34 protein-coding genes are annotated in these 25,855 nt (G+C 74.0%); 19 read left to right on the top strand and 15 right to left on the bottom strand.

All coding sequences use genetic code 11. The features are described 5' to 3' along the window. Positions 1–75: 75 nt before the first annotated feature. Positions 76–471 (bottom strand): hypothetical protein, encoded by a 396-nt coding sequence (locus ACFPGP_RS02445; RefSeq protein ID WP_378586376.1) that lies wholly within the window; start codon positions 469–471, stop codon positions 76–78. A 249-nt stretch (positions 472–720) separates the two neighbouring features. Between ACFPGP_RS02445 and ACFPGP_RS02440 the strand changes: the two genes are divergently transcribed. Further along, the gene (locus tag ACFPGP_RS02440) at positions 721–972 is read left to right on the top strand and encodes a WhiB family transcriptional regulator (RefSeq protein ID WP_011755173.1); all 252 of its coding nucleotides are present in this window, start codon (positions 721–723) and stop codon (positions 970–972) included. Between the two features lie 18 nt (positions 973–990). Here the strand turns inward: ACFPGP_RS02440 and ACFPGP_RS02435 are convergent, their stop codons facing one another. Then, positions 991–2,469: a sensor histidine kinase gene (locus ACFPGP_RS02435; RefSeq protein ID WP_378586374.1), complete on the bottom strand. Its 1,479-nt coding sequence runs from the start codon at positions 2,467–2,469 to the stop codon at positions 991–993. A gap of 90 nt (positions 2,470–2,559) precedes the next feature. Between ACFPGP_RS02435 and ACFPGP_RS02430 the strand changes: the two genes are divergently transcribed. From ACFPGP_RS02430 to ACFPGP_RS02410, 5 genes are all read left to right on the top strand, one after another. Next, on the top strand, positions 2,560–3,405 hold the full coding sequence (locus tag ACFPGP_RS02430) for a DUF2785 domain-containing protein (protein ID WP_378586371.1): 846 nt from the start codon (positions 2,560–2,562) through the stop codon (positions 3,403–3,405). Positions 3,406–3,429: 24 nt separating this feature from the next. Further along, complete coding sequence (locus tag ACFPGP_RS02425; protein WP_378586369.1) at positions 3,430–5,127, top strand: acetolactate synthase; 1,698 nt, start codon at positions 3,430–3,432, stop codon at positions 5,125–5,127. A gap of 7 nt (positions 5,128–5,134) precedes the next feature. Beyond that, a complete protein-coding gene (locus tag ACFPGP_RS02420; RefSeq protein ID WP_378586367.1) occupies positions 5,135–5,641 on the top strand; it encodes a GNAT family N-acetyltransferase in 507 nt (168 codons plus the stop codon). Further along, the gene (locus ACFPGP_RS02415; RefSeq protein WP_378586365.1) at positions 5,638–6,012 is read left to right on the top strand and encodes a thioesterase family protein; all 375 of its coding nucleotides are present in this window, start codon (positions 5,638–5,640) and stop codon (positions 6,010–6,012) included. The genes ACFPGP_RS02420 and ACFPGP_RS02415 overlap by 4 nt, the downstream gene beginning before the upstream one ends. A 125-nt stretch (positions 6,013–6,137) precedes the next feature. Next, on the top strand, positions 6,138–6,212 hold the full coding sequence (locus ACFPGP_RS02410; protein ID WP_369759046.1) for a 50S ribosomal protein bL37: 75 nt from the start codon (positions 6,138–6,140) through the stop codon (positions 6,210–6,212). Between the two features lie 70 nt (positions 6,213–6,282). On the opposite strand, the gene rsrA is transcribed toward ACFPGP_RS02410, so the two are convergent. From rsrA to ACFPGP_RS02385, 5 genes are all read right to left on the bottom strand, one after another. Further along, the gene (rsrA, locus tag ACFPGP_RS02405; protein ID WP_378586362.1) at positions 6,283–6,543 is read right to left on the bottom strand and encodes a mycothiol system anti-sigma-R factor; all 261 of its coding nucleotides are present in this window, start codon (positions 6,541–6,543) and stop codon (positions 6,283–6,285) included. Further along, complete coding sequence (locus ACFPGP_RS02400; protein WP_378586360.1) at positions 6,540–7,169, bottom strand: sigma-70 family RNA polymerase sigma factor; 630 nt, start codon at positions 7,167–7,169, stop codon at positions 6,540–6,542. Before ACFPGP_RS02400 ends, rsrA begins: the two co-directional genes overlap by 4 nt. Positions 7,170–7,232: 63 nt before the next feature. Further along, complete coding sequence (locus ACFPGP_RS02395; RefSeq protein WP_378586357.1) at positions 7,233–7,904, bottom strand: alpha/beta hydrolase family protein; 672 nt, start codon at positions 7,902–7,904, stop codon at positions 7,233–7,235. Further along, positions 7,901–8,668 carry an SOS response-associated peptidase gene (locus tag ACFPGP_RS02390; RefSeq protein ID WP_378586355.1) on the bottom strand — a complete coding sequence of 256 codons (768 nt, stop codon included), beginning with the start codon at positions 8,666–8,668 and terminating at the stop codon, positions 7,901–7,903. Before ACFPGP_RS02390 ends, ACFPGP_RS02395 begins: the two co-directional genes overlap by 4 nt. Positions 8,669–8,698: 30 nt before the next feature. Beyond that, the gene (locus ACFPGP_RS02385; RefSeq protein WP_378586353.1) at positions 8,699–9,361 is read right to left on the bottom strand and encodes a hypothetical protein; all 663 of its coding nucleotides are present in this window, start codon (positions 9,359–9,361) and stop codon (positions 8,699–8,701) included. A gap of 235 nt (positions 9,362–9,596) precedes the next feature. On the opposite strand from ACFPGP_RS02385, the gene ACFPGP_RS02380 reads away from it, so the two are divergent. Genes ACFPGP_RS02380 through rsgA form a run of 4 tightly spaced genes read left to right on the top strand, consistent with a single transcriptional unit; the run spans position 9,597 to position 14,136 of the window. Beyond that, entirely contained in the window at positions 9,597–11,216 is a 1,620-nt protein-coding gene (locus ACFPGP_RS02380; protein WP_378586350.1) for a sigma-70 family RNA polymerase sigma factor, read from the top strand. Between the two features lie 57 nt (positions 11,217–11,273). Beyond that, a complete protein-coding gene (locus tag ACFPGP_RS02375) occupies positions 11,274–11,804 on the top strand; it encodes a DoxX family protein (RefSeq protein WP_378586347.1) in 531 nt (176 codons plus the stop codon). 35 nt (positions 11,805–11,839) lie between these two features. Beyond that, positions 11,840–13,147, top strand: coding sequence for a 3-phosphoshikimate 1-carboxyvinyltransferase (gene aroA / locus ACFPGP_RS02370; RefSeq protein WP_378586344.1), 1,308 nt, complete (start codon positions 11,840–11,842; stop codon positions 13,145–13,147). Continuing rightward, positions 13,144–14,136, top strand: coding sequence for a ribosome small subunit-dependent GTPase A (gene rsgA, locus ACFPGP_RS02365; protein WP_378586342.1), 993 nt, complete (start codon positions 13,144–13,146; stop codon positions 14,134–14,136). The genes aroA and rsgA overlap by 4 nt, the downstream gene beginning before the upstream one ends. Positions 14,137–14,145: 9 nt before the next feature. On the opposite strand, the gene ACFPGP_RS02360 is transcribed toward rsgA, so the two are convergent. Then, positions 14,146–14,580: a DUF2231 domain-containing protein gene (locus tag ACFPGP_RS02360; RefSeq protein ID WP_378586339.1), complete on the bottom strand. Its 435-nt coding sequence runs from the start codon at positions 14,578–14,580 to the stop codon at positions 14,146–14,148. A 42-nt stretch (positions 14,581–14,622) separates the two neighbouring features. Between ACFPGP_RS02360 and ACFPGP_RS02355 the strand changes: the two genes are divergently transcribed. Genes ACFPGP_RS02355 through ACFPGP_RS02340 form a run of 4 tightly spaced genes read left to right on the top strand, consistent with a single transcriptional unit; the run spans position 14,623 to position 16,723 of the window. Next, a complete protein-coding gene (locus ACFPGP_RS02355; protein ID WP_378586338.1) occupies positions 14,623–15,513 on the top strand; it encodes an inositol monophosphatase family protein in 891 nt (296 codons plus the stop codon). A gap of 56 nt (positions 15,514–15,569) precedes the next feature. Then, on the top strand, positions 15,570–16,001 hold the full coding sequence (locus ACFPGP_RS02350; protein WP_378586336.1) for a CBS domain-containing protein: 432 nt from the start codon (positions 15,570–15,572) through the stop codon (positions 15,999–16,001). 45 nt (positions 16,002–16,046) lie between these two features. Beyond that, positions 16,047–16,415, top strand: coding sequence for an FKBP-type peptidyl-prolyl cis-trans isomerase (locus tag ACFPGP_RS02345; protein WP_378586334.1), 369 nt, complete (start codon positions 16,047–16,049; stop codon positions 16,413–16,415). A gap of 11 nt (positions 16,416–16,426) precedes the next feature. After that, the gene (locus ACFPGP_RS02340) at positions 16,427–16,723 is read left to right on the top strand and encodes a hypothetical protein (protein ID WP_378586332.1); all 297 of its coding nucleotides are present in this window, start codon (positions 16,427–16,429) and stop codon (positions 16,721–16,723) included. A 4-nt stretch (positions 16,724–16,727) separates the two neighbouring features. Here the strand turns inward: ACFPGP_RS02340 and ACFPGP_RS02335 are convergent, their stop codons facing one another. The 4 genes from ACFPGP_RS02335 to ACFPGP_RS02320 are packed head-to-tail and all read right to left on the bottom strand — an operon-like array spanning position 16,728 to position 19,523. Next, a complete protein-coding gene (locus ACFPGP_RS02335; protein ID WP_378586330.1) occupies positions 16,728–16,943 on the bottom strand; it encodes a hypothetical protein in 216 nt (71 codons plus the stop codon). A 20-nt stretch (positions 16,944–16,963) separates the two neighbouring features. Continuing rightward, positions 16,964–17,959: a hypothetical protein gene (locus tag ACFPGP_RS02330; protein ID WP_378586327.1), complete on the bottom strand. Its 996-nt coding sequence runs from the start codon at positions 17,957–17,959 to the stop codon at positions 16,964–16,966. A gap of 51 nt (positions 17,960–18,010) precedes the next feature. After that, positions 18,011–18,262, bottom strand: a complete 252-nt coding sequence (locus ACFPGP_RS02325; protein ID WP_378586325.1) for an RNA-binding S4 domain-containing protein — start codon at positions 18,260–18,262, stop codon at positions 18,011–18,013. After that, complete coding sequence (locus ACFPGP_RS02320) at positions 18,255–19,523, bottom strand: DUF445 domain-containing protein (RefSeq protein WP_378586323.1); 1,269 nt, start codon at positions 19,521–19,523, stop codon at positions 18,255–18,257. The genes ACFPGP_RS02325 and ACFPGP_RS02320 overlap by 8 nt, the downstream gene beginning before the upstream one ends. 213 nt (positions 19,524–19,736) lie before the next feature. Between ACFPGP_RS02320 and ACFPGP_RS02315 the strand changes: the two genes are divergently transcribed. Further along, positions 19,737–20,456 carry a response regulator transcription factor gene (locus ACFPGP_RS02315; protein ID WP_378586320.1) on the top strand — a complete coding sequence of 240 codons (720 nt, stop codon included), beginning with the start codon at positions 19,737–19,739 and terminating at the stop codon, positions 20,454–20,456. Positions 20,457–20,618: 162 nt separating this feature from the next. Here the strand turns inward: ACFPGP_RS02315 and ACFPGP_RS02310 are convergent, their stop codons facing one another. From ACFPGP_RS02310 to ACFPGP_RS02300, 3 genes are all read right to left on the bottom strand, one after another. Further along, positions 20,619–20,801, bottom strand: coding sequence for a hypothetical protein (locus tag ACFPGP_RS02310; protein WP_378586317.1), 183 nt, complete (start codon positions 20,799–20,801; stop codon positions 20,619–20,621). 149 nt (positions 20,802–20,950) lie between these two features. After that, positions 20,951–21,910 (bottom strand): universal stress protein, encoded by a 960-nt coding sequence (locus ACFPGP_RS02305; RefSeq protein WP_378586314.1) that lies wholly within the window; start codon positions 21,908–21,910, stop codon positions 20,951–20,953. A 37-nt stretch (positions 21,911–21,947) separates the two neighbouring features. Further along, positions 21,948–22,904, bottom strand: coding sequence for a universal stress protein (locus ACFPGP_RS02300; protein ID WP_378586311.1), 957 nt, complete (start codon positions 22,902–22,904; stop codon positions 21,948–21,950). A 234-nt stretch (positions 22,905–23,138) separates the two neighbouring features. Between ACFPGP_RS02300 and ACFPGP_RS02295 the strand changes: the two genes are divergently transcribed. From ACFPGP_RS02295 to ACFPGP_RS02280, 4 genes are read left to right on the top strand one after another with little or no spacing between them, the layout of a single operon-like run. Continuing rightward, positions 23,139–23,714, top strand: a complete 576-nt coding sequence (locus ACFPGP_RS02295) for a flavodoxin family protein (protein WP_378586308.1) — start codon at positions 23,139–23,141, stop codon at positions 23,712–23,714. 30 nt (positions 23,715–23,744) lie between these two features. Further along, positions 23,745–25,010 (top strand): type III sulfide quinone reductase, selenoprotein subtype, encoded by a 1,266-nt coding sequence (sqr, locus tag ACFPGP_RS02290; protein ID WP_378586306.1) that lies wholly within the window; start codon positions 23,745–23,747, stop codon positions 25,008–25,010. Beyond that, entirely contained in the window at positions 25,007–25,321 is a 315-nt protein-coding gene (locus tag ACFPGP_RS02285) for a TusE/DsrC/DsvC family sulfur relay protein (RefSeq protein ID WP_378586303.1), read from the top strand. The genes sqr and ACFPGP_RS02285 overlap by 4 nt, the downstream gene beginning before the upstream one ends. Positions 25,322–25,332: 11 nt before the next feature. After that, positions 25,333–25,848: a DsrE/DsrF/DrsH-like family protein gene (locus ACFPGP_RS02280; RefSeq protein ID WP_378586301.1), complete on the top strand. Its 516-nt coding sequence runs from the start codon at positions 25,333–25,335 to the stop codon at positions 25,846–25,848. The last annotated feature ends 7 nt before the right edge of the window (positions 25,849–25,855 follow it).

Raw genomic sequence — 25,855 nt, 5'->3', positions numbered from 1 at the left:
TCCCATTCGGAGGTTCTCGTTCGTTCAACCAGGCTCGCCGCTACCAACGTCCTGGCCGGGTACAACTAGCGCGCCTCAGCGTGAGCGGGGCTCGTCGGAGAGCGCCTGCATGCTCGCCGGGTGCAGCACGCCCACGGCGACGACCAGGGCGACGACCGCCAGGCAGATCGCGACCCAGGTCGTCTCCCCGCCGCGGAAGCTCCACGCGGTGCCCAGCTGGATCAGCTGCGCCAGCAGCACCGGGCTGCGCGCCCAGGCGCGGCCACGGTGGAGGTACCAGGCCAGCAGGACCAGCGCGAGGCCGTACGCCGCGAAGAAGATCGTCGTGGTCAGACCCATGGTGAGCCGGTCGGAGCTGAGGTTGCCGAGCTCGAGCACGGCGAACAGCACCAGCAGCACACCCTCGACGCCGACCAGCGAGGCGGCGACGACGAGGGGCGGCGGCATCACCGCGGGTCGCTCGTCGCTCACGGAGCCCACTCTAGGCAACCGCCGGGAGCGCCCCGGAGAGCGGTCGCCGACGCCCGGTCTGGACGGTTGTGATGAAGCGAACCCGCACGACACCGGCTCAGGGGTTGTTTCACGATCAAATCGTTGCCACGCTAGGGGGCGCGCTCGTGAAGGTGTTCACAGCCTCTTCGGCGTGCCCACGAGCAGCCGCACGTCGTCCCCCCGGACCTGCGGCACACGAACTGCGAAGGAAAGAGGAACCCTCCAGCCATGGATTGGCGCCATCGCTCTGCGTGCCTCGACGAGGACCCGGAGCTGTTCTTCCCGATCGGCAACACCGGCCCGGCCATCCTCCAGATCGAGGAGGCCAAGCAGGTGTGCCGTCGCTGCGAGGTGCGCGAGCAGTGCCTCGCGTGGGCGCTCGAGGCTGGTCAGGACCACGGCGTCTGGGGTGGCCTCAGCGAGGACGAGCGTCGCGCGCTGAAGCGCCGCAACGCCCGGGCCCGCGTCCGCACCGCCTGATCCGGGGCTGCCGCCGGCTCACGCCAGCGGGACGTCGACCACGACGCGGGTGCCCGGTCCTCCCGGCACCGGCCCCAGGCTGAGCTGCCCGCCGAGCTCGGACTCCACCAGCGTGCGCACGATCGAGAGCCCGAGGTTGGTCGAGGAGTCGAGGTCGAAGCCCTCGGGGAGCCCGCGCCCGTCGTCGTCGACCACCACCCGCAGCCGGCCCATCAGCCGCCCCGGGGAGACGGTGACCGTGCCGCCCGGCCCCTCGGGGTCGTAGCCGTGCTCGGCGGCGTTCTGCAGCACCTCGGTGAGCACCATCGCCAGCGCGGTGGCCGCCTCCGAGGAGAGCTCGCCGAAGCTGCCCTCGCGCCGCACGCGGACGCGGCCCTCGGTGACGCCGACCTCGCTGACCATGACGCCGAGCCGGTCCACCACGTCGTCGAAGGCGACGTACTCGTCGACGGTCTGGCTCAGGGTCTCGTGCACGATCGCGATCGAGCCGACACGGCGCACCGCCTCCTCGAGCGCGGACCTCGCCGCCGGCTCGTCGATCCGGCGGGCCTGCAGCCGCAGCAGCGCGGCCACGGTCTGGAGGTTGTTCTTCACCCGGTGGTGGATCTCGCGGATCGTGGCGTCCTTGGTCACCAGCTCGCGGTCGCGCCGGCGCAGGTCGGTGACGTCGCGGAGCAGCACCAGGGCCCCGATGTGGTCGCCCTGCGGCCGCAGCGGGATCGAGCGCACGATCAGCGAGACGCCCTCCCCACCCTCGGCGCCGAGCTCGGTGTCGCGGTACGCGCGACCGCCGAGGACCGCGCTCAGCGTCTCCTCGTCGGGCCGTCGCCGCGGCGGCACGAGGTCGCGGGTGGCGTCGGCCAGGCTCAGCCCGGCGAGGTCGCCCGAGAGACCGAGCCGCCGGTAGACCGAGAGCGCGTTGGGGCTGGCGTAGACGGTCCGGCCGGCGGCGTCCACGCGGACGAAGCCGTCACCCACGCGCGGTGAGTCCGCGTGGTCGCTGCGCGGCCCCGGGACCGGGAAGAAGCCGTGGGCGATCATCTGCGTCAGGTCGGCCGCGGTCTGCAGGTAGGAGAGCTCGAGGCGGCTCGGGGTGCGCACCCCGAGCAGGTTGGTGTTGCGGGCCACGACGGCGATCACCCGGTCGCCGCGCCGCACCGGGATGGTCTCGACCCGCACCGGCACGTCGTCGCGCCACTCCGGGTCGCCCTCGCGGACCAGTCGGCCCTGCGCCCACGCCGCGTCGAGCATGGGCCGGCGCCCGACCGGGACGAACGTGCCGACCACGTCGTCCACGTACGCCGTGGGCCCGGTCGTGGGGCGCATCTGGCCCCCCGCCCAGAAGCCGCGGCCCTCGCGGTCGGGCAGCCAGAGCACGAGGTCGGCGAAGGACAGGTCGGCGATGATCTGCCAGTCCGCCTGCAGCAGCTGGAGCCACGCCACGTCCTCCTCGGAGAGGTCGGTGTGGCTGCGCACCAGCTCGGACAGGGAGGGCACGGGGACAGCCTAGGAGGGGTGCCCGGGGGGCCGTCCGCGGTGGGGGGACACCCTTCCGACGCCGATCGGGCGGCTGGCAGGATGTGCCGCATGTCGGGCTCCTACTGGAAACAGGTGGTCGATCACGACTTCGTGGTTCCCCAGGACCGTCCCCTCGACGACCTCACCGCCGAGCTGACGCGGATGCTCGGGTCGACCGACCCGGCCCAGCGCGACGACACGGCGTACACGGCTCTGGGCACCTGGACCGAGCGCGGCGTCTACGACGACCTGCTCGCCGGGCTCGGGGACGGCATGGCGGCCGGCCTCACGGTGGGCCTCGGCGAGAAGGGCACCGACTCCGTCTTCCGGCGGAGCTTCTCGGTGCTGATCCTCGCCGAGTGCCTGGCGCGCGACAACGTGGCGGCGCTGGTGCCGAGCGCGAAGGTCCTGGAGTGGGGCGACCGGATCGCGACGTGGTACCTCCGCGAGCGCGACCTGCGCGGCCACGTGCCCGGCAAGGGCTGGGCGCACGCGGTCGCGCACGGCGCGGACGCCATCGGCGAGCTCGCCCGCTCCCCCCACCTCGCGACGTCGGAGCTCACGGTGCTGCTCGACGTGATCGGCGAGCGGCTCAGCCTGCCCGTCGACGAGCTCTTCAGCCACGGCGAGCCGGACCGGATGGCCCTGGCCACGATGCACATCCTGCGCCGCAACGCCGTGCCGCTGAGCGTGCTCGAGCCGTGGGTGGCGCGGCTGGTCAGCATCGCCACGACCAAGGTCCGCGCCGGCACCGACCCCTTCCTGCTCCGCGGCAACGCCGAGACCTACCTGCGCGCGCTCTACCTCCAGCTGGCCCTCGCGCCGCACCCACCCGGCGTACGGTCCGACCTGCTGCTGTGCCTCGTCGACGCGCTCAAGCGCACCAACCCGCACTACCTCACCGCCCGCGGCTGACAACTCGTCGGTAACCTGCGCTGCATGAGCGACGCGGCAGCACCCCCCGAGGGTCCCGAGGACGGCACCGACACCACGCTGAGCGGCCACGCGGGTGAGCTCGCGGTCGCGGTGGCCCGCGCCCACGGCGTGGAGACCATGTTCACGCTCTCCGGCGCCCACGTCTTCCCGATGTACGACGGGGCGGTCAAGGCCGACCCGCCGATGCGGCTGCTCGACGTGCGGCACGAGCAGACGGCGGCGTTCGCGGCCGAGGCCACCGGCAAGCTGACCCGCGTGCCGGGCCTGGCCGTGCTGACCGCCGGCCCGGGCGTCACCAACGGTGTCAGCGCGATCGCGCAGGCCCAGTTCGCGGGGTCGCCGATGGTCGTCGTCGGCGGGCGCGCGCCGGCCAACCGGTGGGGCAGCGGCAGCCTGCAGGAGCTCGACCAGCCGCCGATCGTCGCACCGATCGCCAAGGCCGCCCGCACCCTGCACACCGCCGACGCCGTGCTCGAGGGCATGGACACCGCCTTCACCGCCGCCGGCAGCCCGCACCGCGGGCCGGTCTTCGTCGACGTGCCGATGGACGAGCTCTTCAACTCCGCCTCCGGCGCCCTGCCCGCGGCCGGCCACGCCCGGGGCGCCGACCCCGACCCCGACGCGGTCTCCGAGATCGCCGAGCTGCTTGCCTCGGCCACGCGCCCGGTGCTGGTGCTCGGCACCGACGTCTGGGCCGACGGCGCCGAGGAGGCCGCGCTGCGCCTCGTCGAGGGCGCGGGCCTCCCGACCATCACCAACGGCATGGGCCGCGGCATCGTGCCCGGCGGCCACCCGCTGCTCGTCACCAAGGCCCGCGGTGCGGCGTTCGGCGGCGCCGACCTCGTCGTCGTGGTGGGCACCCCCCTCGACTTCCGGCTCGGGTACGGCGTGTTCGGCGGCAAGGACGGCGCGACGCCGGCCCAGGTCGTGCACGTGGCCGACTCCCCCGGGCAGGTCTCGGGCCACGCGACGCTCGCCGCCTCGGTCAGCGGTGACCTGACCGCCGTCCTCGACGGCCTCCTCGAGGCACTCACCCAGGTGGTGCGGCGCCCCGACTGGTCGACCTGGGTGAGCGAGCTGCAGGACACCGTCAGGGCGGCCACCGAGCGTGACGCCGCGCTGCTCGGCGCCGAGGCCGACCCGATCCACCCCGCCCGCATCTACGGCGAGCTGGTCCCGCGGCTGGCCGACGACGCGGTGGTGATCGGCGACGGCGGCGACTTCGTCAGCTTCGCGGGCAAGTTCGTGGAGCCGAAGCGCCCCGGAGGCTGGCTCGACCCGGGCCCCTACGGCTGCCTCGGGGCCGGGCTCGGCGCGGCCATCGCCGCGCGCCTGGCCCGCCCCTCCGCGCAGGTGGTGCTGCTGCTCGGCGACGGCGCGGCCGGCTTCTCCCTGATGGACGTCGACACGCTGGTGCGGCACGGACTGCCCGTCGTGATGGTGATGGGCAACAACTCCGCGTGGGGCCTGGAGAAGGGCCCGATGCAGATGCTCTACGGCTACGACGTCGCGGCCGACCTGGCTGCCCGCACGCCGTACGACCAGGTGGTGACGGCGCTCGGTGGCGCCGGGGAGACCGTCACCGACCCCCGCCGGATCGGCGAAGCCCTCGACCGGGCCTTCGCGTCGAACGTGCCCTACCTGGTCAACGTGATCACCGACGTCGACGCGGCGTACCCCCGCACCACCTTCGGGATCTGAGGCACCGGTGCGGCTGCGGCGGGCCACGCCCCACGACTACGCCCGGGCGGGCGAGATCACGGTCGCCGCGTACGCCGACTTCACGCTCGGACCCGCCGACCCCTACGTCGCGCACCTGCTCGACGCCGCCACCCGCGACCGCGAGGCGGAGCTGTGGGTGGCGACCGACGACGACGGGACGCTGCTCGGCTGCGTCACGCTGTGCCCACCCGGGTCGCCCTGGCGCGAGCTCTCCGCCGACCACGAGGGCGAGTTCCGGATGCTCGCCGTCGCCCCGGAGGCGCAGGGCCGCGGCGTCGGCGAGGCGCTCGCCCGCCTCTGCCTCGACCGGTTCCGGGCGGAGGGCTGCACCGCCGTCCTGCTCTCGAGCCTGCCGGACATGACGGCGGCGCACCGCCTCTACGACCGGCTCGGCTTCGTCCGGCTGCCCGAGCGCGACTGGGAGCCGGTGCCGGGCGTCTCGCTGATCGCCTTCCGCCTCGACCTGACCGACCACCCCGAGGAGCCGGCATGACCGACCTGACCGCCAGCCTCGGCTTCACCGTCGGCGACGACGACACCGCGCTCGCCGTCGGCTCGGGCAGCCTGCCGGTGCTCGGCACCCCGCGGCTGCTCGCCTGGTGCGAGGCCGCCACCTGCGCCGCGATCGAGCCCGCCCTCCCCGCGGGCGGCACCAGCGTCGGCACCCGCGTCGAGCTCGAGCACCGCGCCCCCAGCGCCGTCGGTCGCACCCTCGAGGTCACCGCCACCGCCACCCACGTCGACGGCCGCCTGCACCGCTTCGCCGTGGCCGCCCGCCACACCGATGGCGACCGCGCGGTCGTCGCCACCGGCGAGGTCACCCGCGTCGTCGTCGACGCCGAGCGCTTCCTCTCCCGCCTCTGACACGCTGACCCGCCGTTAGTTGACGGCGGGTCAGCGTGTGTCACCCCGATTTCCTCCTGCCGGGGGTGTCTGGGACCATGGGCGCTGGCCCCGACGGGCCGACGACGTCTCGATCAGGAGGAACCATGGGCAAGACCGGCCGCAAGCGCCGCGCTCGCAAGAAGAAGGGCGCGAACCACGGCAAGCGCCCCAACGCCTGAGCGCAGAAGCACCCGAGCCCCCGATCGTCAGGTCGGGGGCTCGCTCGTCGGTACGACGGGTGGCGGGGCGTCAGCCCTCGGTGATCCGGACCTGGACCTCGCGGATCCGCAGCAGCACCCGCTCGCGGAGCTCGGCCGGCGCCGACTCCGAGCACGAGCGCGCGACCAGCGCCTTCACGGTCCGCTGGAGGTCGTACTTCTCCAGGCAGGGGTTGCAGGCGTCGAGGTGCATCCGGACCGCCGAGCGGTCGGCCTCGTCGAGCTCGTTGTCGAGGAGGTAGACGATCTGCTCGAGGAAGTCGGCGCAGTCTCCCGGCTCGTGCTGGCTCATGACGTCTTCCCTTCCCGTCCGGCGGGCAGCAGGTCGTGGGCTTGGGCGTAGTCGGACAGCATGTCGCGGAGCTGCCGGCGACCACGGTGGAGCCGCGACATCACGGTCCCGATGGGGGTCTCCATGATCTCGGCGATCTCCTTGTAGGCGAAGCCCTCCACGTCCGCGAGGTACACCGCCAGCCGGAACTCCTCGGGCAGGCGCTGGAGGGCGTCCTTGACCTGGGAGTCGGGCAGGTGCTCGAGGGCCTCCATCTCGGCCGACTTCAGGCCGCTGGAGGTGTGGGACGAGGCGCGCGCGAGCTGCCAGTCCTCGACGTCCTCGGACATCGACTGCTGCGGCTCCCGCTGCTTCTTGCGGTAGGAGTTGATGAACGTGTTGGTCAGGATCCGGTAGAGCCACGCCTTGAGGTTGGTGCCCGGCCGGAACTGGTGGAAGGACGAGTACGCCTTCGCGAAGGTCTCCTGGACCAGGTCCTCGGCGTCCGCGGGGTTGCGGGTCATCCGCATCGCGGCCGAGTAGAGCTGGTCGAGGAACGGCAGCGCGTCACGCTCGAAACGAGCCTGTCGCTGCGCCTCGGTCTCCGTGGCGACGTCCACGGTCTCGGGGTTCTGGGTCTCTGTCATCGCCCCCCAGCGTACGCGGGTGACGGGTGGATCGAGGACGGCCAGCATGTCCGTCCCAACACGTCAGGTCGGCGAGTGATTCCCGGCGTCCGCGCCCACGACCTCGCGGACCACCCACTCGAGGGTCGCCTCCACGACCACCTCCATCGCCTCGGCCTCGGTGAGCCCCGCCGAGCGGGCGACGGCGAAGCCGTGGTCGGCGCCGGGGACGACCGTCAGGTCGAAGCGCGGGTCCTCAGGGAACTCCTCGGGCCGGCCCATCGGGTCGCGCTCGCCCTGCACGACCAGCGTGGGCAGGCCGGCGCCGAGCAGCTCCTCGAGCCGCGAGCGCTCCGGCTTGCCGGGCGGGTGCAGCGGGAAGGAGAGCGCGAGGCACCCGCTGGCACCGAGCATGCGGGCGCAGCGCGCCGCGGACCGGGCTCCCGCGGAGCGGCCGCCGACGACGAGCGGGGTGCGGGTGCGCAGCGCGTTGGCGGCCGCGGTGAGGCCGACGTCGAGCGTGGCGGGCGCCGTCGCGACCTTGCGGCCGGCGGTGCGCCACGGCTGCTCGAAGCGCGCGACGGTGATGCCGTTGCGGGGCAGCGCGGCCGCGAGGGCCGCGAGGTCGCGGGTGTCGATCCCGTTGCCCGCCCCGTGCGACAGCAGCAGCGTGGCGATCGGCCGCCGGGCGCGGTCGACGACCAGGCGCCCCTCGCCGTACGGCGTGGCGATCGGTCGCGGGTCGGTCGCGCTCACGTCAGTGCCTCCTCGAGCGGGATCGGCTCGACCAGCTCCGGGCCGTTGTTGCGGACGTTGCTCACCAGCGTCGAGACCGGGAAGGCCTCGAGCCGGCCCGGCGCCGCCGGCACGAGGAGCCCGAGCAGGTCGTCGCGAGCGGAGGTGCGCGGGTCGAGCCACGCGCCCCACCGCTCGCGCTCGACCATGAGCGGCATCCGGTCGTGGATGTGGCCGAGGTCGTCCTCGGCGTCGGTCGTCAGCACCGTGCACGTCCAGCGGAACCGGTCGGGGTCGTCGTCACCCCTGGTCGGGTCGCGCCAGATCTCGTAGAGCCCGGCCATGGCCAGGCTGCCGCCGTCCTTGGGACGGATGAAGAACGGCTGCTTGCGGGGCTTGCCGGCCGCGGTGAGCTGGGAGGTCGGGTACCACTCGAAGTAGCCGTCGGCCGGCAGCAGGCACCGACGCGCGGCGAAGGCGCGGCGGAAGGCGGGCTTCTCGGCCACCGTCTCCATCCGGGCGTTGATCATCCGGTTGCCGATGGAGGGGTCCTTGGCCCACGAGGGGACCAACCCCCAGGTCAGCACGCGCAGCTGGCGCTGCGGCTCCTCGACCGGGGCCTCGCCCTCGGCCGGCCGCGGCGGGCGCTCGACGACGGCGTACACCTCCTTGGTGGGGGCGACGTTCCAGTCGGGCGCCAGGGGCGCGGGCACGCGGCTCTCCTCGACCTCGAACTCCTCGATGAGGTCCTCGGGGCGACGGCTCGACGCATAGCGACCGCACATGCGGTCAGGCTAGTGGGTGGCGCGGACAGGTCAGGCGCGGGCGAGGTCGGCGATCGCGAGCGCCGCGCCCTCGGCGACCGGGGGCAGGCCCTCGACCCAGACCCGCGGCGACAGGGCGGTCTCACCGCCGCCACCGACCAGCCGGCGGACGAGCCGCACCCGCTGCGGCAGCCGGTCGTCGCGCACGGTGAGCACGACGATCCGGTCGCGGCCGAGGCGGGCGAGCGTCTCGGGACCGGTGAAGACCGCCCGCAGTGCCTCGGCGTGGCGTGCGGCGGCGAGCTCGCGGCCGAGCACGTCCGCCCCGGACGGCAGGTCGTCGACGAGCGGGGCGACCTGCGCGGCCGGCTCGGGGTCGACCACGACGAGGGCGTACTGCTCGTGCCCCGGCTCCGCCCCCGGGGCGGGGCGGTAGATCTCCGCGACCCGGGCCTGGAGGTGGGCCAGGCTGGCCAGGCCGGTGACGGGGTCCTCGCAGGAGAGGTGGTGGAGGTACCCGAGGGTGGCCTCGCTCCAGCCGAGGGCCAGTGCCCGGGTCTCCTCGAAGCCGGGCACGGCGCCGAGCACCGTCGCGGCCGCCGCGTGCAGCGCGTCGAGCGCCTCGGGCAGGGAGAGCCCGTCGGCGGCCAGCTGCCGGCCGGCCACCGTGCAGGCGTCGACGGAGCCCGCCCCGGTGGCGAGAGCCTCCCCCACTGCCTCGAACCGCGGCGGCAGTGCCGCTCGCTGGCTCGCCGACAGGTCCGCTCTCGTGCCGGGCCGGGCAGGAGAGGCCGTCCTCGCGCGCCCCGCGAAGATCCCCACGCCAGCCCTTCCTCTCCGTCGAACTGACTGTTGAACGACGCAGGCGAGCACCCATGACGCCGTTCGACGAAGATTTCCGATTCCCTGCCGAGGCTCTCTCGCGCGCCCGGGCGTCATCTTTCGCCGGGTGCGTCGTTGCACCCTCGTGGAGGGCATGCTGCGGGTCGAGGACGCCGCGGACGCCGAGCTCATCTCGGCGGTCCGCGACGGGGACCTCGACGCCTACGGGGAGCTGTTCGGCCGTCACGTCGACGCCGCCCGCCGCCTGGCGCGGCAGCTGGTGCCGCCCGCCGACGCCGACGACCTCGTCTCGGAGGCCTTCACCAAGGTGCTGGTCGTGCTCCAGCGGGGTGGCGGGCCCGACCTCGCCTTCCGCGCCTACCTCCTCACCGCCGTCCGCCGGCTGCACGTCGACCGCATCCGCGCGACGTCGCGGCTGCACACCACCGACGACATGGAGGCCTTCGACCCGGGCGTGCCGTTCCGCGACACGGCGGTCGAGGGCTTCGACAACGCCGCCGCGGCCCGCGCCTTCGCCTCGCTGCCGGAGCGGTGGCAGATGGTGCTCTGGCACACCGAGGTCGAGGGGCAGAAGCCGGGCGACATCGCGCCCCTGCTCGGCTTGAGCGCCAACTCGGTCGCGGCCCTCGCCTACCGCGCCCGCGAGGGGCTGCGCCAGGCCTTCCTCTCGATGCACGTGCAGGAGCTCGACGAGGACACCTGCACCTGGACCCACCAGAACCTCGGCGCCTACGTGCGCGGCGGCGCCTCGAGGCGCGACGCGGCCAGGGTCGAGGCGCACCTCGCCGAGTGCCGCCGCTGCACCGCGATCCACCTCGAGCTCACCGAGGTGAACTCCTCGCTCTCCGCGATCATCGCCCCGCTGCTGCTCGGTGCCGCGGCGACGGCGTACGTCGGCAGCAGCCTCGGTGCCCTCGCAGGTGCGGCCGGCGCCGCCGCGGCCGGCAAGATGACGGTGCCGGTGCTGCTCGACCGGGTCAAGGACCTCGCGGTGGCGAACGTCCCGGCCACCGCCGCGGGCGTGGCCGCGGCCGTCGCCGTCGCTGCGGTCGGCACCGGCACCTGGCTGACCTCGCGCGAGGACGAGGTGCCGACCGCCCGCGAGCCGGCCGCCACGGCGCAGGCGGTGCCGGGAGGTGCCGACCGCGAGCCCGTCGCCCGGGGCGCCCGGCGCGATCCCGCACCCCGGGACACGGCCGGGGACGGTCCCGGGTACCCCGCGTCGTACGCCGTGCCCCCGACGGACGCGACTGCACCGCCCTCACCCACCTCAGCTGCCGGGGCGGCGGAGCCGACGTCCCCCGAGACGGGCCCGGGCGACCCTCCGGGTGGGCCCTCGACCCCGCCGCCGGCTCCGCCGCCGGACCCCTCGACACCGCCCGGCACGCCCGCGCCCGGGCCCGACCTCGCGGTCTCCGCGGAGGCCTCGGCGACGCCCGGCGGGCTCTACCACGTGGAGGTGGCGGTCAGCGGCTTCGAGCGCGGCGTGACCGGCACGCTGGCGGTGGCCGGGGACGGCGTGCAGGCGACGCTGACCCTCGACGGGCGGTGCTTCGACGCGTCGCCGGACGCCGCGACCTGCACGGCCGACGGACCGACCACCTTCAGCTTCACCGCGCTGGCGCCGCTGCCGCCGGGGGCGTCGCTCACGTTCACCCTGACGCCGGACGGCGGTCCGGCGGACGCCGACCCGTCGGACAACCGGGTGGTCGTGCCGCTCGGCTGACCGGACCGGTCGGGGGTCGACGGTGTGACGGCTGGCCCCGGCGGGTAGGAAGGGGGCATGACCGTCAGCCGACTGATCGCCCGCCCGATGCTCGCCTCGATGTTCGTCGTGGGCGGGGTCAACGCCCTGCGCAACGTCGACCGCACCGCCGCCAAGGCCCAGGCGGTCACCGACCGGGTCGTCCCGCTGGTGCAGAAGGCCGCGCCGTCCCTCCCGATCCCGACCGACCCGGCGACGCTGGTGCGCCTCAACGCGGTGGCCCAGATCGTGGCGGCCGGCGCCCTCGCGACCGGCCGCGCACCCCGCCTCTCCGCGGCCGTGCTGGCCGCGTCGCTGGTGCCCACGACGGTGGCCGGCCACCGCTACTGGGAGGTCTCCGCGGAGCCCGCCCGCTCCCAGCAGCGCCTGCACTTCTGGAAGAACGTCTCGATGCTCGGCGGCCTGATCATCGCCGCCGGCGACACCGACGGCCGCCCCGGCGTCGCCTGGCGTGCCCGCCGGGTCGCCCGCGACGCCAAGCGCGAGGCGCGCCACCTCACCCGCAGCGCCCGGCAGGAGGCCCGCCTGGCCGCCGCCAAGGTCGGCTGAGGCTCGCGACCCGGGCAGGCCCTAGCCTTGGGCGGGTGACGACCGCTCCCGCCGGCGCCCCGACCGAGGCGCCCTGGCCCGCGCCGCGGGCCCGCACGCCCGTGCGCGCGACCGTGTCGCTGCCCGGCAGCAAGTCGATCACCAACCGCGCGCTGGTGCTGGCCGCGCTCGCCGACGGTCCGTCGGTGGTACGCCGCGCCCTGCGCTCGCGCGACACCACCCTGATGGCCGCTGCCCTCGCGGGCCTGGGCGCGGAGGTCGACACGTCCGGGGAGGACTGGCACGTCGTGCCGCACGCGTTCGCCGGAGACACGCAGGTCGACTGCGGACTGGCCGGCACCGTGATGCGGTTCGTGCCGCCGGTGGCCGGGCTGTCGACCGGGCGCGTGGCCTTCGACGGCGACCCGCACATGCGCCGGCGCCCGGTCGGCGAGGTGCTGACCGCGCTGCGCACCCTCGGCGTCGAGGTCGAGGACGGGGGTCGCGGCGCGCTTCCCTTCACCGTGCGCGGCACCGGCAGCGTGCCGGGCGGGCGCGTGGTGATCGACGCCTCGGCGTCGTCGCAGTTCGTCTCCGCGCTGCTGCTGGCCGGCGCCCGCTACGACGACGGGGTCGACGTGCGCCACGACGGCAAGCCGGTCCCCTCGCTCCCCCACATCGAGATGACCGTGGGCATGCTCCGCGAGCACGGCGTCGGCGTGGACGACTCCGGCGTCAACCGCTGGGCGGTCGCCCCCGGCCCGGTCGCCGCGCTCGACCGGGTGGTCGAGCCCGACCTCTCCAACGCCGCACCGTTCCTCGCACTGGCGGCCGTCAGCGGCGGCACGGTCGTGGTGCGCGACTGGCCGGAGCGCACCACGCAGGCGGGCGACGCGCTGCGGGAGGTCCTGGCCGCCTTCGGCTGCACCGTCGGCCGGGTCGCGGAGGGGCTGGAGGTCACGGGGCCGGCGGACGGGCTGGCCGGCGTCGACCTCGACCTGCACGACGTGGGCGAGCTGACGCCCGTGGTCGCCGCGCTGTGCGCGCTGGCCGGCGCTCCGTCGTACCTCCGCGGGATCGGGCACATCCGCGGCCACGAGACCGACCGTCTGGCCGCGCTGGCCCGCGAGCTCGGGGGGCTGGGCGCCGGGGTGACCGAGCACGCCGACGGGCTGTCGTTCGTGCCGGCGCGTCTGCACGGCGGGCTGTTCCACACCTACGCCGACCACCGGATGGCCCATGCCGCGGTGGTGGTGGGGGCCGCGGTGGACGGCGTGCTGGTCGAGGACGTCGCGACGACGAGCAAGACCTTCCCCGACTTCGCCGGCTTCTGGGCCTCGCTGCTGGAGATCGGGTCCGCGTGACGACCGGCCGCTACTCCGAGCACGACCACGAGCACTACGAGCGCCCCCGTCGGCGCACCCGGCCGCGCACCAAGGAGCGGCCCACCTACGACGACGCGGTGGACGGCGTGGTCGTGACGGTCGACCGGGGACGGTTCACCCTGCTCGTGGACGGACACGTCGTGAGCGCGGTCAAGGCCCGCCCCCTGGGCCGCAAGGGCGTCGTCGTCGGCGACCGCGTGCGTGTCGTGGGCGACACCTCCGGCGACACGGGCACGCTGGCCCGGATCGTCGAGGTCTCCGAGCGGACCACCGTGCTGCGCCGCACGGCCGACGACGACGACCCGGTCGAGCGCGTCGTGGTCGCGAACGCCGACCAGCTCGTGGTGGTCACCGCCCTGGCCGACCCGGAGCCCCGGCCGCGGCTGATCGACCGCGCCCTGGTCGCGGCGTACGACGCCGGCATGGCGCCGCTGCTGTGCCTGACCAAGTCCGACCTGGCCGACCCCGAGACCCTGCTCGTGACCTACCGGTCGCTGGGGGTGCCGTGGGTGGTGACCCGGCGCGACGGAGACCTCGACCCGCTGCGCGAGGCCCTGCGCGGGCGCACGAGCGTGATGGTCGGGCACAGCGGGGTCGGCAAGTCGACGCTGGTGAACGCGCTGGTGCCGGGCGCCGACCGCGAGATCGGCCGGGTGAACGCCGTGACCGGGCGTGGGCGGCACACCTCGACCTCGGCCTACATGCTGGCGCTGCCGGGGGGCGCGGGCTGGATCATCGACACCCCCGGCATCCGGTCCTTCGGGCTCGCGCACGTCGACCCCGTGCAGCTGATCGGCGCCTTCCCCGACCTCGACGCGCTCACGGACGCGTGCCCGCGCGGCTGCACGCACGGGGGCGACGAGCCGGAGTGCGGCCTCGACGAGGCCGTCGCCGAGGGGCGCACCGACCCCGACCGGGTCGACTCGTTCCGGCGGCTGCTCGCGGCCCGCAGCGAGCCGGCGTACTGACGGCCGGGCTCAGCCCCAGACGGCGCGGGCCCCGGCATCGCCGGTGAGCACGACGGCGACCAGCGTGGCCAGCGCGGTGACGACCAGCGCCAGCGTCGTGACCAGCCGCAGCACCCCGGGGCGGGGGTGCGCCCACCCGGCGGCGACGGCCACGACGCTGAAGGCCAGCGCGCACCACAGGGCGATCCAGGCGCGGTCGACGTGGGTCTGCACCTGCGCCAGCTGCTCGAGAGCGGGCTTGCTGTTGAGGAAGCTCCGCCCCGTGACGTACGCCGCGACGACGGCGAGGCCCGCGGCGGCGGCGAGCGCGACCATCGGCCACCGCAGGCGGTCACGCCACGACGGGACGGCGGCGTAGAGGAGGGCGACGACGGCAGCCACCGGAGCGAGGACAACGGCCGCATGGATGACGAGCGGGTGCAACGGGAGTCCGTTGATCTCCATGGCAGGCACGCTAGTGGAGCCCGATGAGAATAGTGTGAGGACGTGCCCGACTACACCGACGACCTCCGGCTGGCGCACGTGCTCGCCGACGACGCCGACTCCCTGACGACAGGGCGCTTCAAGGCCCTCGACCTGCACGTGATGAGCAAGCCGGACCTGACGCCGGTCACGGACGCCGACCACGCGGTCGAGGAGGGCATCCGGCGGACGCTGTCGCGGGTGCGCTCGCGCGACGCCGTGATCGGCGAGGAGCACGGCACCACCGGCCACAGCCAGCGGCAGTGGATCGTCGACCCGATCGACGGCACCGAGAACTTCCTGCGCGGCGTGCCCGTCTGGGCGACGCTGATCGCGCTCGCCGTCGACGACGAGGTCGTGCTCGGCGTCGTGTCGGCGCCGCAGCTCCAGCGGCGCTGGTGGGCCTCGGTCGGGAACGGCGCGTGGACCGGGCGCTCGCTGCTCAAGGCGACGCCCTGCCAGGTCTCCGACGTGCGCCGGCTCGAGGACGCCTCGCTCTCCTACGCCTCGCTCGGTGGCTGGGAGGAGCACGGGCAGCTCGACGACTTCATGGCGCTGTCGCGGCGCTGCTGGCGCACCCGCGCCTACGGCGACTTCTGGTCCTACATGCTGCTGGCCGAGGGCGCGGTCGACATCGCGGCGGAGCCCGAGCTCGCGCTCCACGACATGGCGGCGCTCGACATCGTGGTGCGCGAGGCCGGCGGCCGGTTCAGCAGCCTCGACGGCACCGACGGCCCCTTCGGCGGCAACGCGCTGGCGACCAACGGGCACCTGCACGACACGGCGCTCGCCTTCCTCGGCACCGCCCGGGCCGACGCCGACGACCCCGACAGCCGCGCCGCCGGGACCGGCTCGGTGCACGAGCTGCGGGCACGCCGTCCCGTCCCCGCGGACGACCCCGATGCCGAGGCCTGACTTTGGGCTAGCGTGGGACCTGTCCACTCACGGGGGGCCACAGACGGAGGCGAAGCATGCGGATCAGTGAGGTTCTCGGCGCGAAGCCGAGCCCGGACGTCGTCACGATCACCCCCGACGCGGGCGTGCGCGACCTGATCGCGCGCATGGCCGAGCACAACGTCGGCGCCCTCATCGTCAGCGCCGACGGCACCCACGTCGACGGCATCGTCTCCGAGCGGGACGTCGTGCGGCACCTGCACCACGACGGCACCGTGATCAACAACGTCGTCAGCGCGATCATGACCGCCGAGGTCGAGACCTGCGAGGAGTCGACCACCCTCGACGAGCTGATGCAGACCATGACCGAGCGCCGCATCCGCCACGTCCCCGTGGTGCGCGAGGGCGAGCTGGTGGGGATCATCTCGATCGGTGACGTGGTCAAGCACCGCATCAACCAGCTGCAGTTCGAGCGCGACCAGCTCGACCACTACGTGCACCAGACCTGAGCACCACCCGACCCGCGCACCCGACCGGAAGGACACCCCTCCCCCATGGAGAAGCCCGAGATCGACTTCGTCGACCCGGAGCCCCCGACCGAGCTCGTCGTCACCGAGATCACCGTCGGTGACGGCGCCGAGGCCACGAGCGGATCGACCGTGTCGGTGCACTACGTGGGGGTCGCGCACTCGACGGGCGAGGAGTTCGACGCGTCGTACAACCGCGGCGCGCCGCTGCAGTTCCGCCTCGGCATCGGCCAGGTCATCTCCGGCTGGGACCAGGGCGTCCAGGGCATGAAGGTCGGCGGCCGCCGCCAGCTCGTGATCCCGCCGCACCTCGCGTACGGCGACCGCGGTGCCGGCGGGGTGATCAAGCCCGGCGAGACGCTGGTCTTCGTGGTCGACCTGCTCGAGGTCAGCTGAGCGAGCGGCCCGTGGGCCGGCACGGCACCGTGTGGGTGGCGTGGCTCGACCCCACGGCGGATCCCGTGCCCGGCGAGGACGGCCGCGGAGCCGCCGGGTGGGAGGCGTCGTGGCAGCCCGACGGTGTCGGGACGCGGCCGCTGGAGGACGCGTGGTTCGAGACGCTCGACGAGGCGCTGGCCTGGGCGGGCGCCCGCACCGACTCGGTCGTCGTGCGGCCGTGGTGGGACCAGAGCCGCTACTACTGGGCGGGCAGCAGCCACGACCCCCGTGGCCTGCCGCGGCTGGGCCCTCCGCCGAGGGGCTGAGGCTTCAGCCCCGACGTTGACGGTGGACGTGGTCGGCAGCCACCACCATCGCCGTCACCAGCACGCCGGTGAACAGCGGTTCGATCACGTCGTCGCCGACGCCGAGCGTGTGGCGCAGCACGCCGAGCACGACCACGCCGACCACCGCGACCGCGAGGCCGAGCAGGAGCCCGGTCGCGATGGTCACGATCTCGGCGTCCTTGCGGTCGCGCGTCCTCACACCGCCATCGTGCACCACGGTCACGGTCGCGGCGCGCCGTCTCGCAGTGACGTTGCAGACAGGTACGGCCCCAGTGCGGCGTCGTCGAGGTCGGGCCAACGGCGGACCACACCGGCCAGGAGGTCGGCGACCTGGACCCGCGGGTCGTCGCGCGAGTCGACGGTGACCAGCCCGGCCAGCGGCGACGGCCCACCACCGGCGGCCAGCACGGCCTGCAGCCGCAGCAACCGGCCGGGGGTGAGGGCGCTCTGCTCGTCGTGGACGACCAGCACCTGCCGCTCCCCCGCGCTCCAGTGCAGCACCGTCTCGGCCAGCGCCGGCAGCAGCGGCTCGAGCGGCGGCGGGATCGACCGGTCGTCGCGCGAGAGCCGGGCGACGACCGCCCGCACCCGCTGAGGGTCGAGGCGGGCCAGCACGCCGGTCGCCCCGGCGGTCAGCCCCGCGCGCAGCAGGGCGTCGCGGGCGGCGAGGAAGCGGGCGACCCGGTCACGGTCGCCGTCGCGGTGCCGCTTGGTGCGGACCAGGTCGACGAACGCCGCGAGGAAGCCGGTCCACGCGGTCCCCCGGAGGCGACCGTCGCGGTAGACCGCGAGCGCGGCGGCGGGCTCGGCCCGCGAGAGCCGGGTGCCGGCGGCGTACGACGGGTCGACCAGGAACAGGTCGAGCACCCGCGTGACGAGGAAGTACTCCTTGTCGACGATGTGGACGTGGGCCCGTCCGGCGAGCACCGCGAGCAGCCACGCCGATGCCTCACCGGCGTGCGGGCTCCGGAAGAACTGTGCCGACTTGAGCTCCCCCAGCGACCAGCGCGAGCCCGACCGCAGCTCGGCGACCAGCGCCGCGGCCTCCGTGACGTCGAGGTCGGTGCTCGCGTGCGTGAAGACCGGCGTGGCGGGGTCGAGGAGGTTGGTGCCGGAGAACCCCGACTCGTCGCAGGCGACCTCCACGACCTCGCCCGTCGCCGGCGCCACCGGCGCGAGCCCGCCCTGGAGCGGGAGCCTCGGACCTGTCGCCACGCCCGCCATGCTCGCCCGCGGTCGGTCGGGGCGCCACCGGATTGCGCGCTGCTACCAGGGCAGGCCGTCGTCGACCTCGCCGGTGACGACCCGCGCGGCGGCGGCACCGAGGGTGACGACGTCGCCGGCGACGAGCTGGCGGCCGCGGCGGGTCTCGACCTCGCCGTTGACGCGGACCTCGCCGGCCGCGAGGAGCGGCTTGGCCTCGGCGCCGGTGTCGACGAGGTTGGCGAGCTTGAGGAACTGCCCGAGACGGATGACCTCGTCGCGGATGCCGACGTCGTACGGCGTGGGGTCAGCCACCGAGCACCACGCTCACGCCGTGGATCAGCACGCCGACGAGCCCGCCGACGATCGTGCCGTTGATCCGGATGAACTGGAGGTCGCGGCCCACGTGGAGCTCGATGCGCTCGGCCGCCTCCTTGCCGTCCCAGCGCTGGATGGTGTGGGTGATCACGGCGGTGAGCTCGGTGCCGTAGCGCTCCACGGCGAAGACCGCACCGTCGGCGACGACGCCGTCGAGGCGCCGGCGCAGCGTGTCGTCCTCGAGCAGCCGCCCGGCGAAGGCGACCAGCTCGCCCTGCAGGCGTTCGCGCAGCGGACCGCTGGGGTCGCGCAGGGCGCCGAGGAGGGCCCGGCGCAGGGCGTTCCAGAGCGAGATGCCGGTGGCGGAGAACTGCGGGTGGTCGAGCAGGCGGTTCTTCATCTGCTCGGCGCGGGCCTGGGTGTCGGCGTCGAACAGCAGGTCCTGGCCGAGCTGCGCGAGCATCGAGTCGAGCGCCTCGCGGGCGTGGTGCCGCGGGTCGGCCCGGATGTCGGCGAGCCAGCGGACCGCCTCGAGGTGGATCCGCTGGGTGACCGCCTCGTTGAGCCGCGGCGGCGCCCACCAGGGCGCCCGCTCGCTGAGCACCTCGGTGAAGGTCTCCTCGTTCTCGAGCAGCCAGCGGTGCAGCTCCTCGAGCGCGAGGTCGACGACGCCGTGGTGCAGGTCGTCGCGCACCATCTCGACCACGAAGGTGCCGAGCAGCGGTGCGATCGGCTCCTCGCGGAACCGGGGCACCAGCACCTGCTCGACCAGATCGGCGACGTGCCGGTCCTCGACCTTCGACAGCCCGATGCTGGCGACGTCGGCGACCTCGTCGACGACGCGGCGGGCGTGCGCGGGCTCCGCCAGCCAGCGCCCCAGCCGCAGGGACACGTCGGCGGCGGCGACCCGCTCGCGGATGATCGTCTCGTGCAGGAAGTTCTCGCCGAAGAACTCCTCGAGCCCCTTGGCGAGCTCGTCCTTGCGCTTCGGGACCAGCGCGGTGTGCGGCACCGGCAGGCCGAGCGGGTGGCGGAAGAGCGCGGTCACCGCGAACCAGTCCGCGATGGCACCCACCATCGAGGCCTCGGCGCCGGCGTTCACGAAGCCCCAGAACCCCGTCATCCCCCGGGTGGCGAGGTAGACGGCAGCGGCGAAGAGGAGCAGTGCCACGGCGAGGGTGCGCATCCGGCGCAGCCCCCGACGTCGTACGGCGTCGGCGGCGGGGTCGGCCATCATCAGGGCGGCGGTGGCACTCATCGAGCCGATTGTTGCGTACGGCGCCACGCGGCGACTCCACGCGGGCCCGAAGTCCCCCCACGGGCGTAGTGGTCAAGGTACTGTCTGCGTGTCGTCGTGAGGTTCACAAGTGCCTGACAGCAGCGCTGGCTAACCTTGAGCCTTGGGAGAGGACACACCGCGGAATTTCGGGCGCCGCGGGAGAACAGACCCGCACGACCCGACTGGAGGTGCATGGTGCAGCCGCAGACCGCGCTGGTGATCGAGGACGATGCCGACATCCGGCAGCTCGTCACCGACATCCTGACCGGCTCCGGGTGCGAGGTCCACCAGGCCGCGACAGGACGTGACATCGAGCAGTTGCTCCAGGAGCACAAGCCCGACCTGATCACGCTCGACCTCGGCCTGCCCGACCTCGACGGCCTCGAGGTCTGCCGCCGGATCCGTGAGCTCAGCGACGCCTACGTCATCATGCTCACCGCGCGCGCCGAGGAGAGCGACCGCCTGATCGGGCTCCACGTCGGCGCCGACGACTACATGAGCAAGCCGTTCTCCTCCCGCGAGCTCCGGGCCCGGGTGACCGCGCTCTTCCGCCGTCCGCGCCACATGGTCGGCGTCTCCAGCAACGGCGCCGCCGTCGGCTCCCCGACGCTCGACGCCGGGGGTGGCCTGTCCATCTCCCAGGACCGTCGCGAGGCGAAGGTCGGCGAGCAGACCCTGCCCCTGACCCGCACCGAGTTCGACTTCCTCGTGCTCCTCGCCAGCCGTCCCGGGCAGGTCTGGGACCGCGGCTCGATCGTCAAGGAGCTGTGGCAGTCGGAGTTCCACGGCTCGACCCACCTCGTCGACGTGCACGTGGCCAACCTGCGGCGCAAGCTCGACAAGGCCAGCCCCGGGACGGTCTGGATCCACACCGTCCGCGGCGTCGGCTTCCGGCTCGACCCGCCTGCCTGACGGGCCCCGGGCCCGACGCGACGACCCCACCTCCCCGGCCACGCCCCGGGCGCAGGCTCCTGGCTGAGCCGCCGGTAGCTGCGGGGTGAGGGAGACGCAGCGGGAGAGTGGCGGCCCAGCCAGGGGTTCAGCACGGGGCCGGACGACGCCGACCCCGCGGGCTCAGCGTTCGCGACCCCCGGACGCGGGCGCTCCGGCGCGGTCGCCCTCGGCGGCCGGACCGGCCGGCTCCGTCGGGTCGGCCCCGTCCAGGACGGCGTCGTCGAGCAGGCGTCGCCCGGCTGCGTCGACCTGGTCGACCAGCTCGTGCTCCAGGAACGGGCCCGTGGTCCGTGCGAATTGCATCTCGATCTCCCTCATGACGGGCGGCACCCCCTGGCCGCCCGGACCTCAGCCGTTCTTGAGGCTTTCTTGAGGATAGGGCGCGGGACGGCACCGTGTCCGGAGGACCGGCGATCTGGCTAGACCGCGCAAGCGGCCCGGCAGCGGCGGGGTCACTCCCCCGTCTCGACCACCATGACCGGGCCCTCGGAGTGACGCAGCACGCTGCGGGCCACCGGCCCGAGGTGGCTGCCGACCGGCAGCGAGGGGTGCCGGCGGCCGAGCACCAGCAGCTCCGAGCGGTGCGAGGCACGCACGAGGGCGTCCACCGGGCGCTCCCACACGACATCCCAGGTCACGCTGACCTCGGGGTGCGCGTCCACGAGGTGGCGGGTGGCGTCCTCGAGCTCGCGGCGGGCCTCGATCAGCAGCTCCTCGCGGGTCTGGTCCTGGAAGACCACGCCCTGGTAGGGCTGCGGCACCCACGCGGCGCGCAGCACGTGCAGCGCGGCACCGGTCGCGGCGGCCCGCTCGAGGGCGCAGCCGATCTCCGCGGCGCCGGAGGTCTCGGGGTGGTCGACCGCGGCGGTCACGATCCGGGGCCGGGTGGGCGACCGGCGCCAGCCGGGGGGCACCGAGAGCACCGGGACGTGCGCCCGGGCCGCGACACCGTTGGACACCGACGAGGTCACCAGTCGCTCGAGCCGGCCGAGGTCGCGGCGCGGCAGGAAGACGACCTCGGCGCCCGCGCTGCGCTCCACCAGCGTGGCCACGACGGGTCCGAAGAAGAGCTCGCTCGTCACCGGGACGTCGTCCCCGAGGCGCTCACGCAGCCCGTCGGCGGCCGCGGTCAGCACCCGCCGACCGACCTCGCCGAGCGAGGAGTCGACCTGGCGGACCTGGTCACTGCTGGCCGGCACCCCGATCGTCACGTGGACGACGTGGGCGAGCTCGATGCCGCAGCCGCGGGTGCGTGCCTCCTCGGCAGCCGCGTCGAGGGCCGCGTCGTCGAGGCCGCCCGCGGGCACGGGCAGCAGGACCCCGATCGTGGTGCCGGTGGCGCCGCCGCCGGTCTCCGTGGCCTGCTGGGTGGCCTGCTGGGTGGTGCCGGTGGTGCTGGTGTCGGTGGTCATGGCGGGATCCTTCCTCCGCGGTTTCGGGCCGGAGCGGTCACGCGTTGGCGGGGACCGGCCGCTCGCTGACCTCGTCGTCCTGGAGCAGGTGGTTCGGCGGGAGGATGCGCACCGGGCAGTGGGTCGAGCGCAGGACGGCCCGGGCGGTGCCGCCGAGGTGCACGGTCATCGGCAGCCCGTGGGCGCGGCGGACCAGCACCAACTGGTCGGCCTTGTCGGACGCGGTCACCAGGGCGTGGGCCGGGTGGTCGTGCACGACGCGCAGCTCGACGTCGACGTCGGGGAAGCGCTCGCGCAGCGGGGCCACCAGCTCCTCCATCTGGTGGCGGGCGCGGCCGCTCCACTCCTCGGCCGCGAGCCGCGACTCGATGATGTCGTCGTAGCCACCGGGCAGCTTCCACGCGTGCAGGACGGCCACGCCGTCTCCGCGCTCGGCGGCGGTCTCGAAGGCGTCGGCGAGGAGCTCGGTCGCGTGCTCGGTCGACTTCACGCCGACCAGCACCCGGCCGTGCTCGACCGGGGAGTCCCACCCGGGCGGGACGACCACGACGGGCACCGAGGCCCGTCCGGCGACGCCGCACGCGGTGTTGCCGACGACGAGGTGCTCGAGGAACGAGCGGTCGTCGCGACCGACCACGAGGAGCTCGGCGTCGGCCGCGCCGGCGGCCAGCTCCGCGGCCCGGGAGCCGTGGCGCAGCACGGAGGTGATGACCAGGTCGGGGGCCAGCACTGCGGCCTCGCGCTCGGCCCGGCCGAGGACGGTCACGCCGGTCTCGGTCAGGCTGTCGGAGGGGTACATCGGCATCATGGGCGTCATCGCGACGTAGTCGGGGACGACGTGCACCAGTCGCAGCGCGGTGCCGAGGCGGCGCGCCTCCTGCACGGCGTACCTGATGGCGCTCGAGCTGCCCCGCGAGCCGTCCACCCCGACGACGACCGGCCGGCGGGTGTGCGCCCGGTCGGCCCGACCCGACTGACCCGACTGACTGCTCATGACCTGGCCTCCTCGCCGTCGTCGGCAGCCCCATGCCGCCACCTCCATCGTGGGCACGGGCCTCCGGGAGCGGGCAGGGACCTCCGACACCGGAACACCGGACCTAGTGCCCCCTGTCCCCTGACTGCGGACCCGTGCGGCCACGAGAGCCGGGGACGAGGGTGGGACCAGAGCTGAGAGCAACCCAGCGGTGTCCGCCGTGCGCGGACGCCTGTGACGTCGAGGAGGACCCCGATGCAGGACTCCACCGAGCAGACGGAGCGCACCGCGCCGACCGGGCTCCTGGTCTACGAGTCGATGTTCGGCAACACCGCGCAGGTGGCCCAGGCCGTGGCCATGGGGCTCCGCGAGGGCGGCATCGACCTCGAGGTCGTGAACGTCCGTGACCACCCCACCCCGGAGAAGGCCGCCGAGGAGTGCGACCTGCTCGTGGTCGGCGGCCCGACGCACGGGTTCTCGCTCAGCCGCCCGAGCACCCGGCACGACGCGGTCCGCCAGGGTGCACCGCTGTCCGCGGAGGAGCACGGGCTGCGTGAGTGGATCGCCGCGCTGCCGCCCCGGGACGAGACCCGGCTGGCCGCGACGTTCGACACCCGGGTGACCAAGGTCCGCCGGCTGCCCAAGGCCGCCGCGAACCGTGCCGGCCGCCTGCTCCACGGCCACGGTTTCGACGTCATCACCAAGCCCTCGGGCTTCCTGGTCGAGGACGTCTCCGGCCCGCTCGTGCGCGACGAGCTGCAGCGGGCGCAGGCCTGGGGCCGCGACGTCGCCACCACGGCCACCCGCCGCCTCGCGGCGTCCAGGAACTGACCGGCCGAGGCCGGTCGAGAGGAGACGACGATGGGACACCAGCTGCTGGTCCTCGGGGCCGGGACCGCCGGGACGATGGTGGTCAACAAGCTGCGGCGACTGCTCGACCCGGAGGAGTGGGCGATCACCGTCGTGGACCGGGACGACGAGCACCACTACCAGCCGGGCTACCTGATGGTGCCGTTCGGCTCGATGGCGCCGGAGGCGGTCGTGCGGTCGCGGCACGCCCAGCTCGCGGACGGCGTCCGCTTCATCACCGCCGAGGTCGACCGCATCGACACCGATGCCGACGTGGTGCTGCTGGCCGACGGGACCCGGCTCCACTACGACCAGCTCGTCATCGCCTCCGGGACGACGCCGCGCCCCGACCAGACGCCGGGCATGGACGGCAGCCTGTGGCGCGAGAGCGTCCACGAGTTCTACACGCTCGAGGGAGCGGTCGCGCTGCGGCAGGCGCTCGAGCACTTCGACGGCGGGCGGCTCGTGGTGCACGTCACCGAGCTGCCGATCAAGTGCCCCGTCGCCCCTCTGGAGTTCACCTTCCTGGCCGAGAGCTGGCTGCGTGAGCACGGACGGCGCGACCGGGTCGAGATCGTCTACGTGACCCCGCTGTCGGGTGCCTTCACCAAGCCCGTCGCGTCGCGCCGCCTCGGTCACCTGCTCGAGGAGCGCAAGGTGCTCGTGGAGCCCGACTTCATGGTCGAGCGCATCGACGAGGAGAAGCACGCGCTGGTGTCGTTCGACGAGCGCGAGGTGCCCTTCGACCTGCTGGTCACCGTGCCGCTCAACATGGGCGCCGACTTCGTGGCCCGCTCGGGCCTCGGTGACGAGCTCAACTACGTGCCCGTCGACCGCGAGACCTTCCTGGCCACCGGGCACACCAACGTCTTCGCCATCGGCGACGCCAGCAACATCCCGACGTCGAAGGCCGGGTCGGTCGCGCACTTCTCCGTCGACGTCTTCGCCGAGAACTTCCTCGACCACGTCGCCGGTCGGCCGCTGACCCACCGCTTCGACGGGCACGCCAACTGCTTCGTCGAGAGTGGCGACGGCAAGGCGCTGCTGATCGACTTCAACTACGACGTCGAGCCGCTGCCGGGCAAGTTCCCGCTGCCGTTCGTCGGCCCGATGACGCTGCTCGACGAGAGCCGCGTGAACCACTACGGCAAGCAGGCCTTCCCCTGGGTCTACTGGAACGTCCTGCTCCCCGGCCGGCCCCTGCCGCTCCCCGCGGCGATGTCGATGGCCGGCAAGTCGATCCCACCGGAGACCCGGATGACAGGAGAGGACGCATGAGCACCACCACCATCGACGGCCACGTGCTGCACGTCGACGCCGAGGGGTTCCTGACCGACCCCGCGGAGTGGGACGAGCAGGTGGCCACCAGCCTGGCCCACCAGATCGGCATCGAGCTCGGCGAGCCGCACTGGACCGTGCTGCGCTACCTGCGCTCGGACTTCGCGGAGAACCACGAGACCGCGACCCTGCGCCGCGTCAGCACCGCCCTCGGCATCCCCGTCAAGCAGCTCTTCGAGCTGTTCCCGGGCAAGCCGGCCAAGAAGATGGCGTACGTCGCCGGGCTGCCCAAGCCCCGCGGGTGCGTGTGAGAGGACAGACGATGACCACCACCACTCCCGAGACCGCCCCGCTCGTCCCGTCGTTCGGCTCGGAGCAGTCGGGCCGCACGCTCGCGATCATCTGCTCCAAGGGCACCCTCGACATGGCCTACCCCGGGCTGATCCTGGCCAACGCCGCGCTCGGCGAGGGCGTCGAGGTGCACGTGTTCTTCACCTTCTGGGGCTTCGACATGATCAACCCCCAGCACATGGGCGACCTCAAGTTCACGATGCTCGGCAACACCGCGACCCACATGCCCCAGGGCCTCGGCGGCCTGCCCGGCATGACCGCGATGGCGACCCACAAGCTGCGCAAGTCGATCGCCGAGCTCGACGTCCCCGACGTCCCGGAGTTCCTCGAGCAGATCGTGGACTCCGGCGGCCACCTGTGGGCGTGCCGGATGTCGGCCGACATGCAGCACCTGACCGAGGACGACCTCTACGACCGCGTCGAGGGCATCATCAGCGCCAGCGACTTCATCGAGAAGACCGAGGGCGCGCAGCTGCTGTTCATCTGACCGACCG

The sequence above is a fragment of the Nocardioides taihuensis genome, from assembly GCF_042657275.1.
Lineage (GTDB): Bacteria > Actinomycetota > Actinomycetes > Propionibacteriales > Nocardioidaceae > Nocardioides > Nocardioides taihuensis.
The sequence above is the reverse complement of the archived record's forward strand: the minus strand, read 5'-3'. Positions and strand labels throughout refer to the sequence as shown.

Excerpts from the sequence above, each read along its gene's own strand:
- ACFPGP_RS02310 (WP_378586317.1), bottom strand. The coding sequence starts at position 20,801 with ATGCAATTCGCACGGACCACGGGCCCGTTCCTGGAGCACGAGCTGGTC.
- ACFPGP_RS02305 (WP_378586314.1), bottom strand. The coding sequence starts at position 21,910 with ATGACCACCGACACCAGCACCACCGGCACCACCCAGCAGGCCACCCAG.
- ACFPGP_RS02430 (WP_378586371.1), top strand. The coding sequence starts at position 2,560 with ATGTCGGGCTCCTACTGGAAACAGGTGGTCGATCACGACTTCGTGGTT.
- ACFPGP_RS02350 (WP_378586336.1), top strand. The coding sequence starts at position 15,570 with ATGCGGATCAGTGAGGTTCTCGGCGCGAAGCCGAGCCCGGACGTCGTC.
- ACFPGP_RS02425 (WP_378586369.1), top strand. The coding sequence starts at position 3,430 with ATGAGCGACGCGGCAGCACCCCCCGAGGGTCCCGAGGACGGCACCGAC.
- ACFPGP_RS02375 (WP_378586347.1), top strand. The coding sequence starts at position 11,274 with ATGACCGTCAGCCGACTGATCGCCCGCCCGATGCTCGCCTCGATGTTC.
- ACFPGP_RS02320 (WP_378586323.1), bottom strand. The coding sequence starts at position 19,523 with ATGAGTGCCACCGCCGCCCTGATGATGGCCGACCCCGCCGCCGACGCC.
- ACFPGP_RS02415 (WP_378586365.1), top strand. The coding sequence starts at position 5,638 with ATGACCGACCTGACCGCCAGCCTCGGCTTCACCGTCGGCGACGACGAC.
- ACFPGP_RS02315 (WP_378586320.1), top strand. The coding sequence starts at position 19,737 with ATGGTGCAGCCGCAGACCGCGCTGGTGATCGAGGACGATGCCGACATC.
- ACFPGP_RS02440 (WP_011755173.1), top strand. The coding sequence starts at position 721 with ATGGATTGGCGCCATCGCTCTGCGTGCCTCGACGAGGACCCGGAGCTG.
- ACFPGP_RS02400 (WP_378586360.1), bottom strand. The coding sequence starts at position 7,169 with ATGACAGAGACCCAGAACCCCGAGACCGTGGACGTCGCCACGGAGACC.
- ACFPGP_RS02295 (WP_378586308.1), top strand. The coding sequence starts at position 23,139 with ATGCAGGACTCCACCGAGCAGACGGAGCGCACCGCGCCGACCGGGCTC.
- ACFPGP_RS02345 (WP_378586334.1), top strand. The coding sequence starts at position 16,047 with ATGGAGAAGCCCGAGATCGACTTCGTCGACCCGGAGCCCCCGACCGAG.
- ACFPGP_RS02280 (WP_378586301.1), top strand. The coding sequence starts at position 25,333 with ATGACCACCACCACTCCCGAGACCGCCCCGCTCGTCCCGTCGTTCGGC.
- ACFPGP_RS02360 (WP_378586339.1), bottom strand. The coding sequence starts at position 14,580 with ATGGAGATCAACGGACTCCCGTTGCACCCGCTCGTCATCCATGCGGCC.
- rsrA (WP_378586362.1), bottom strand. The coding sequence starts at position 6,543 with ATGAGCCAGCACGAGCCGGGAGACTGCGCCGACTTCCTCGAGCAGATC.
- ACFPGP_RS02390 (WP_378586355.1), bottom strand. The coding sequence starts at position 8,668 with ATGTGCGGTCGCTATGCGTCGAGCCGTCGCCCCGAGGACCTCATCGAG.
- ACFPGP_RS02285 (WP_378586303.1), top strand. The coding sequence starts at position 25,007 with ATGAGCACCACCACCATCGACGGCCACGTGCTGCACGTCGACGCCGAG.
- ACFPGP_RS02300 (WP_378586311.1), bottom strand. The coding sequence starts at position 22,904 with ATGAGCAGTCAGTCGGGTCAGTCGGGTCGGGCCGACCGGGCGCACACC.
- sqr (WP_378586306.1), top strand. The coding sequence starts at position 23,745 with ATGGGACACCAGCTGCTGGTCCTCGGGGCCGGGACCGCCGGGACGATG.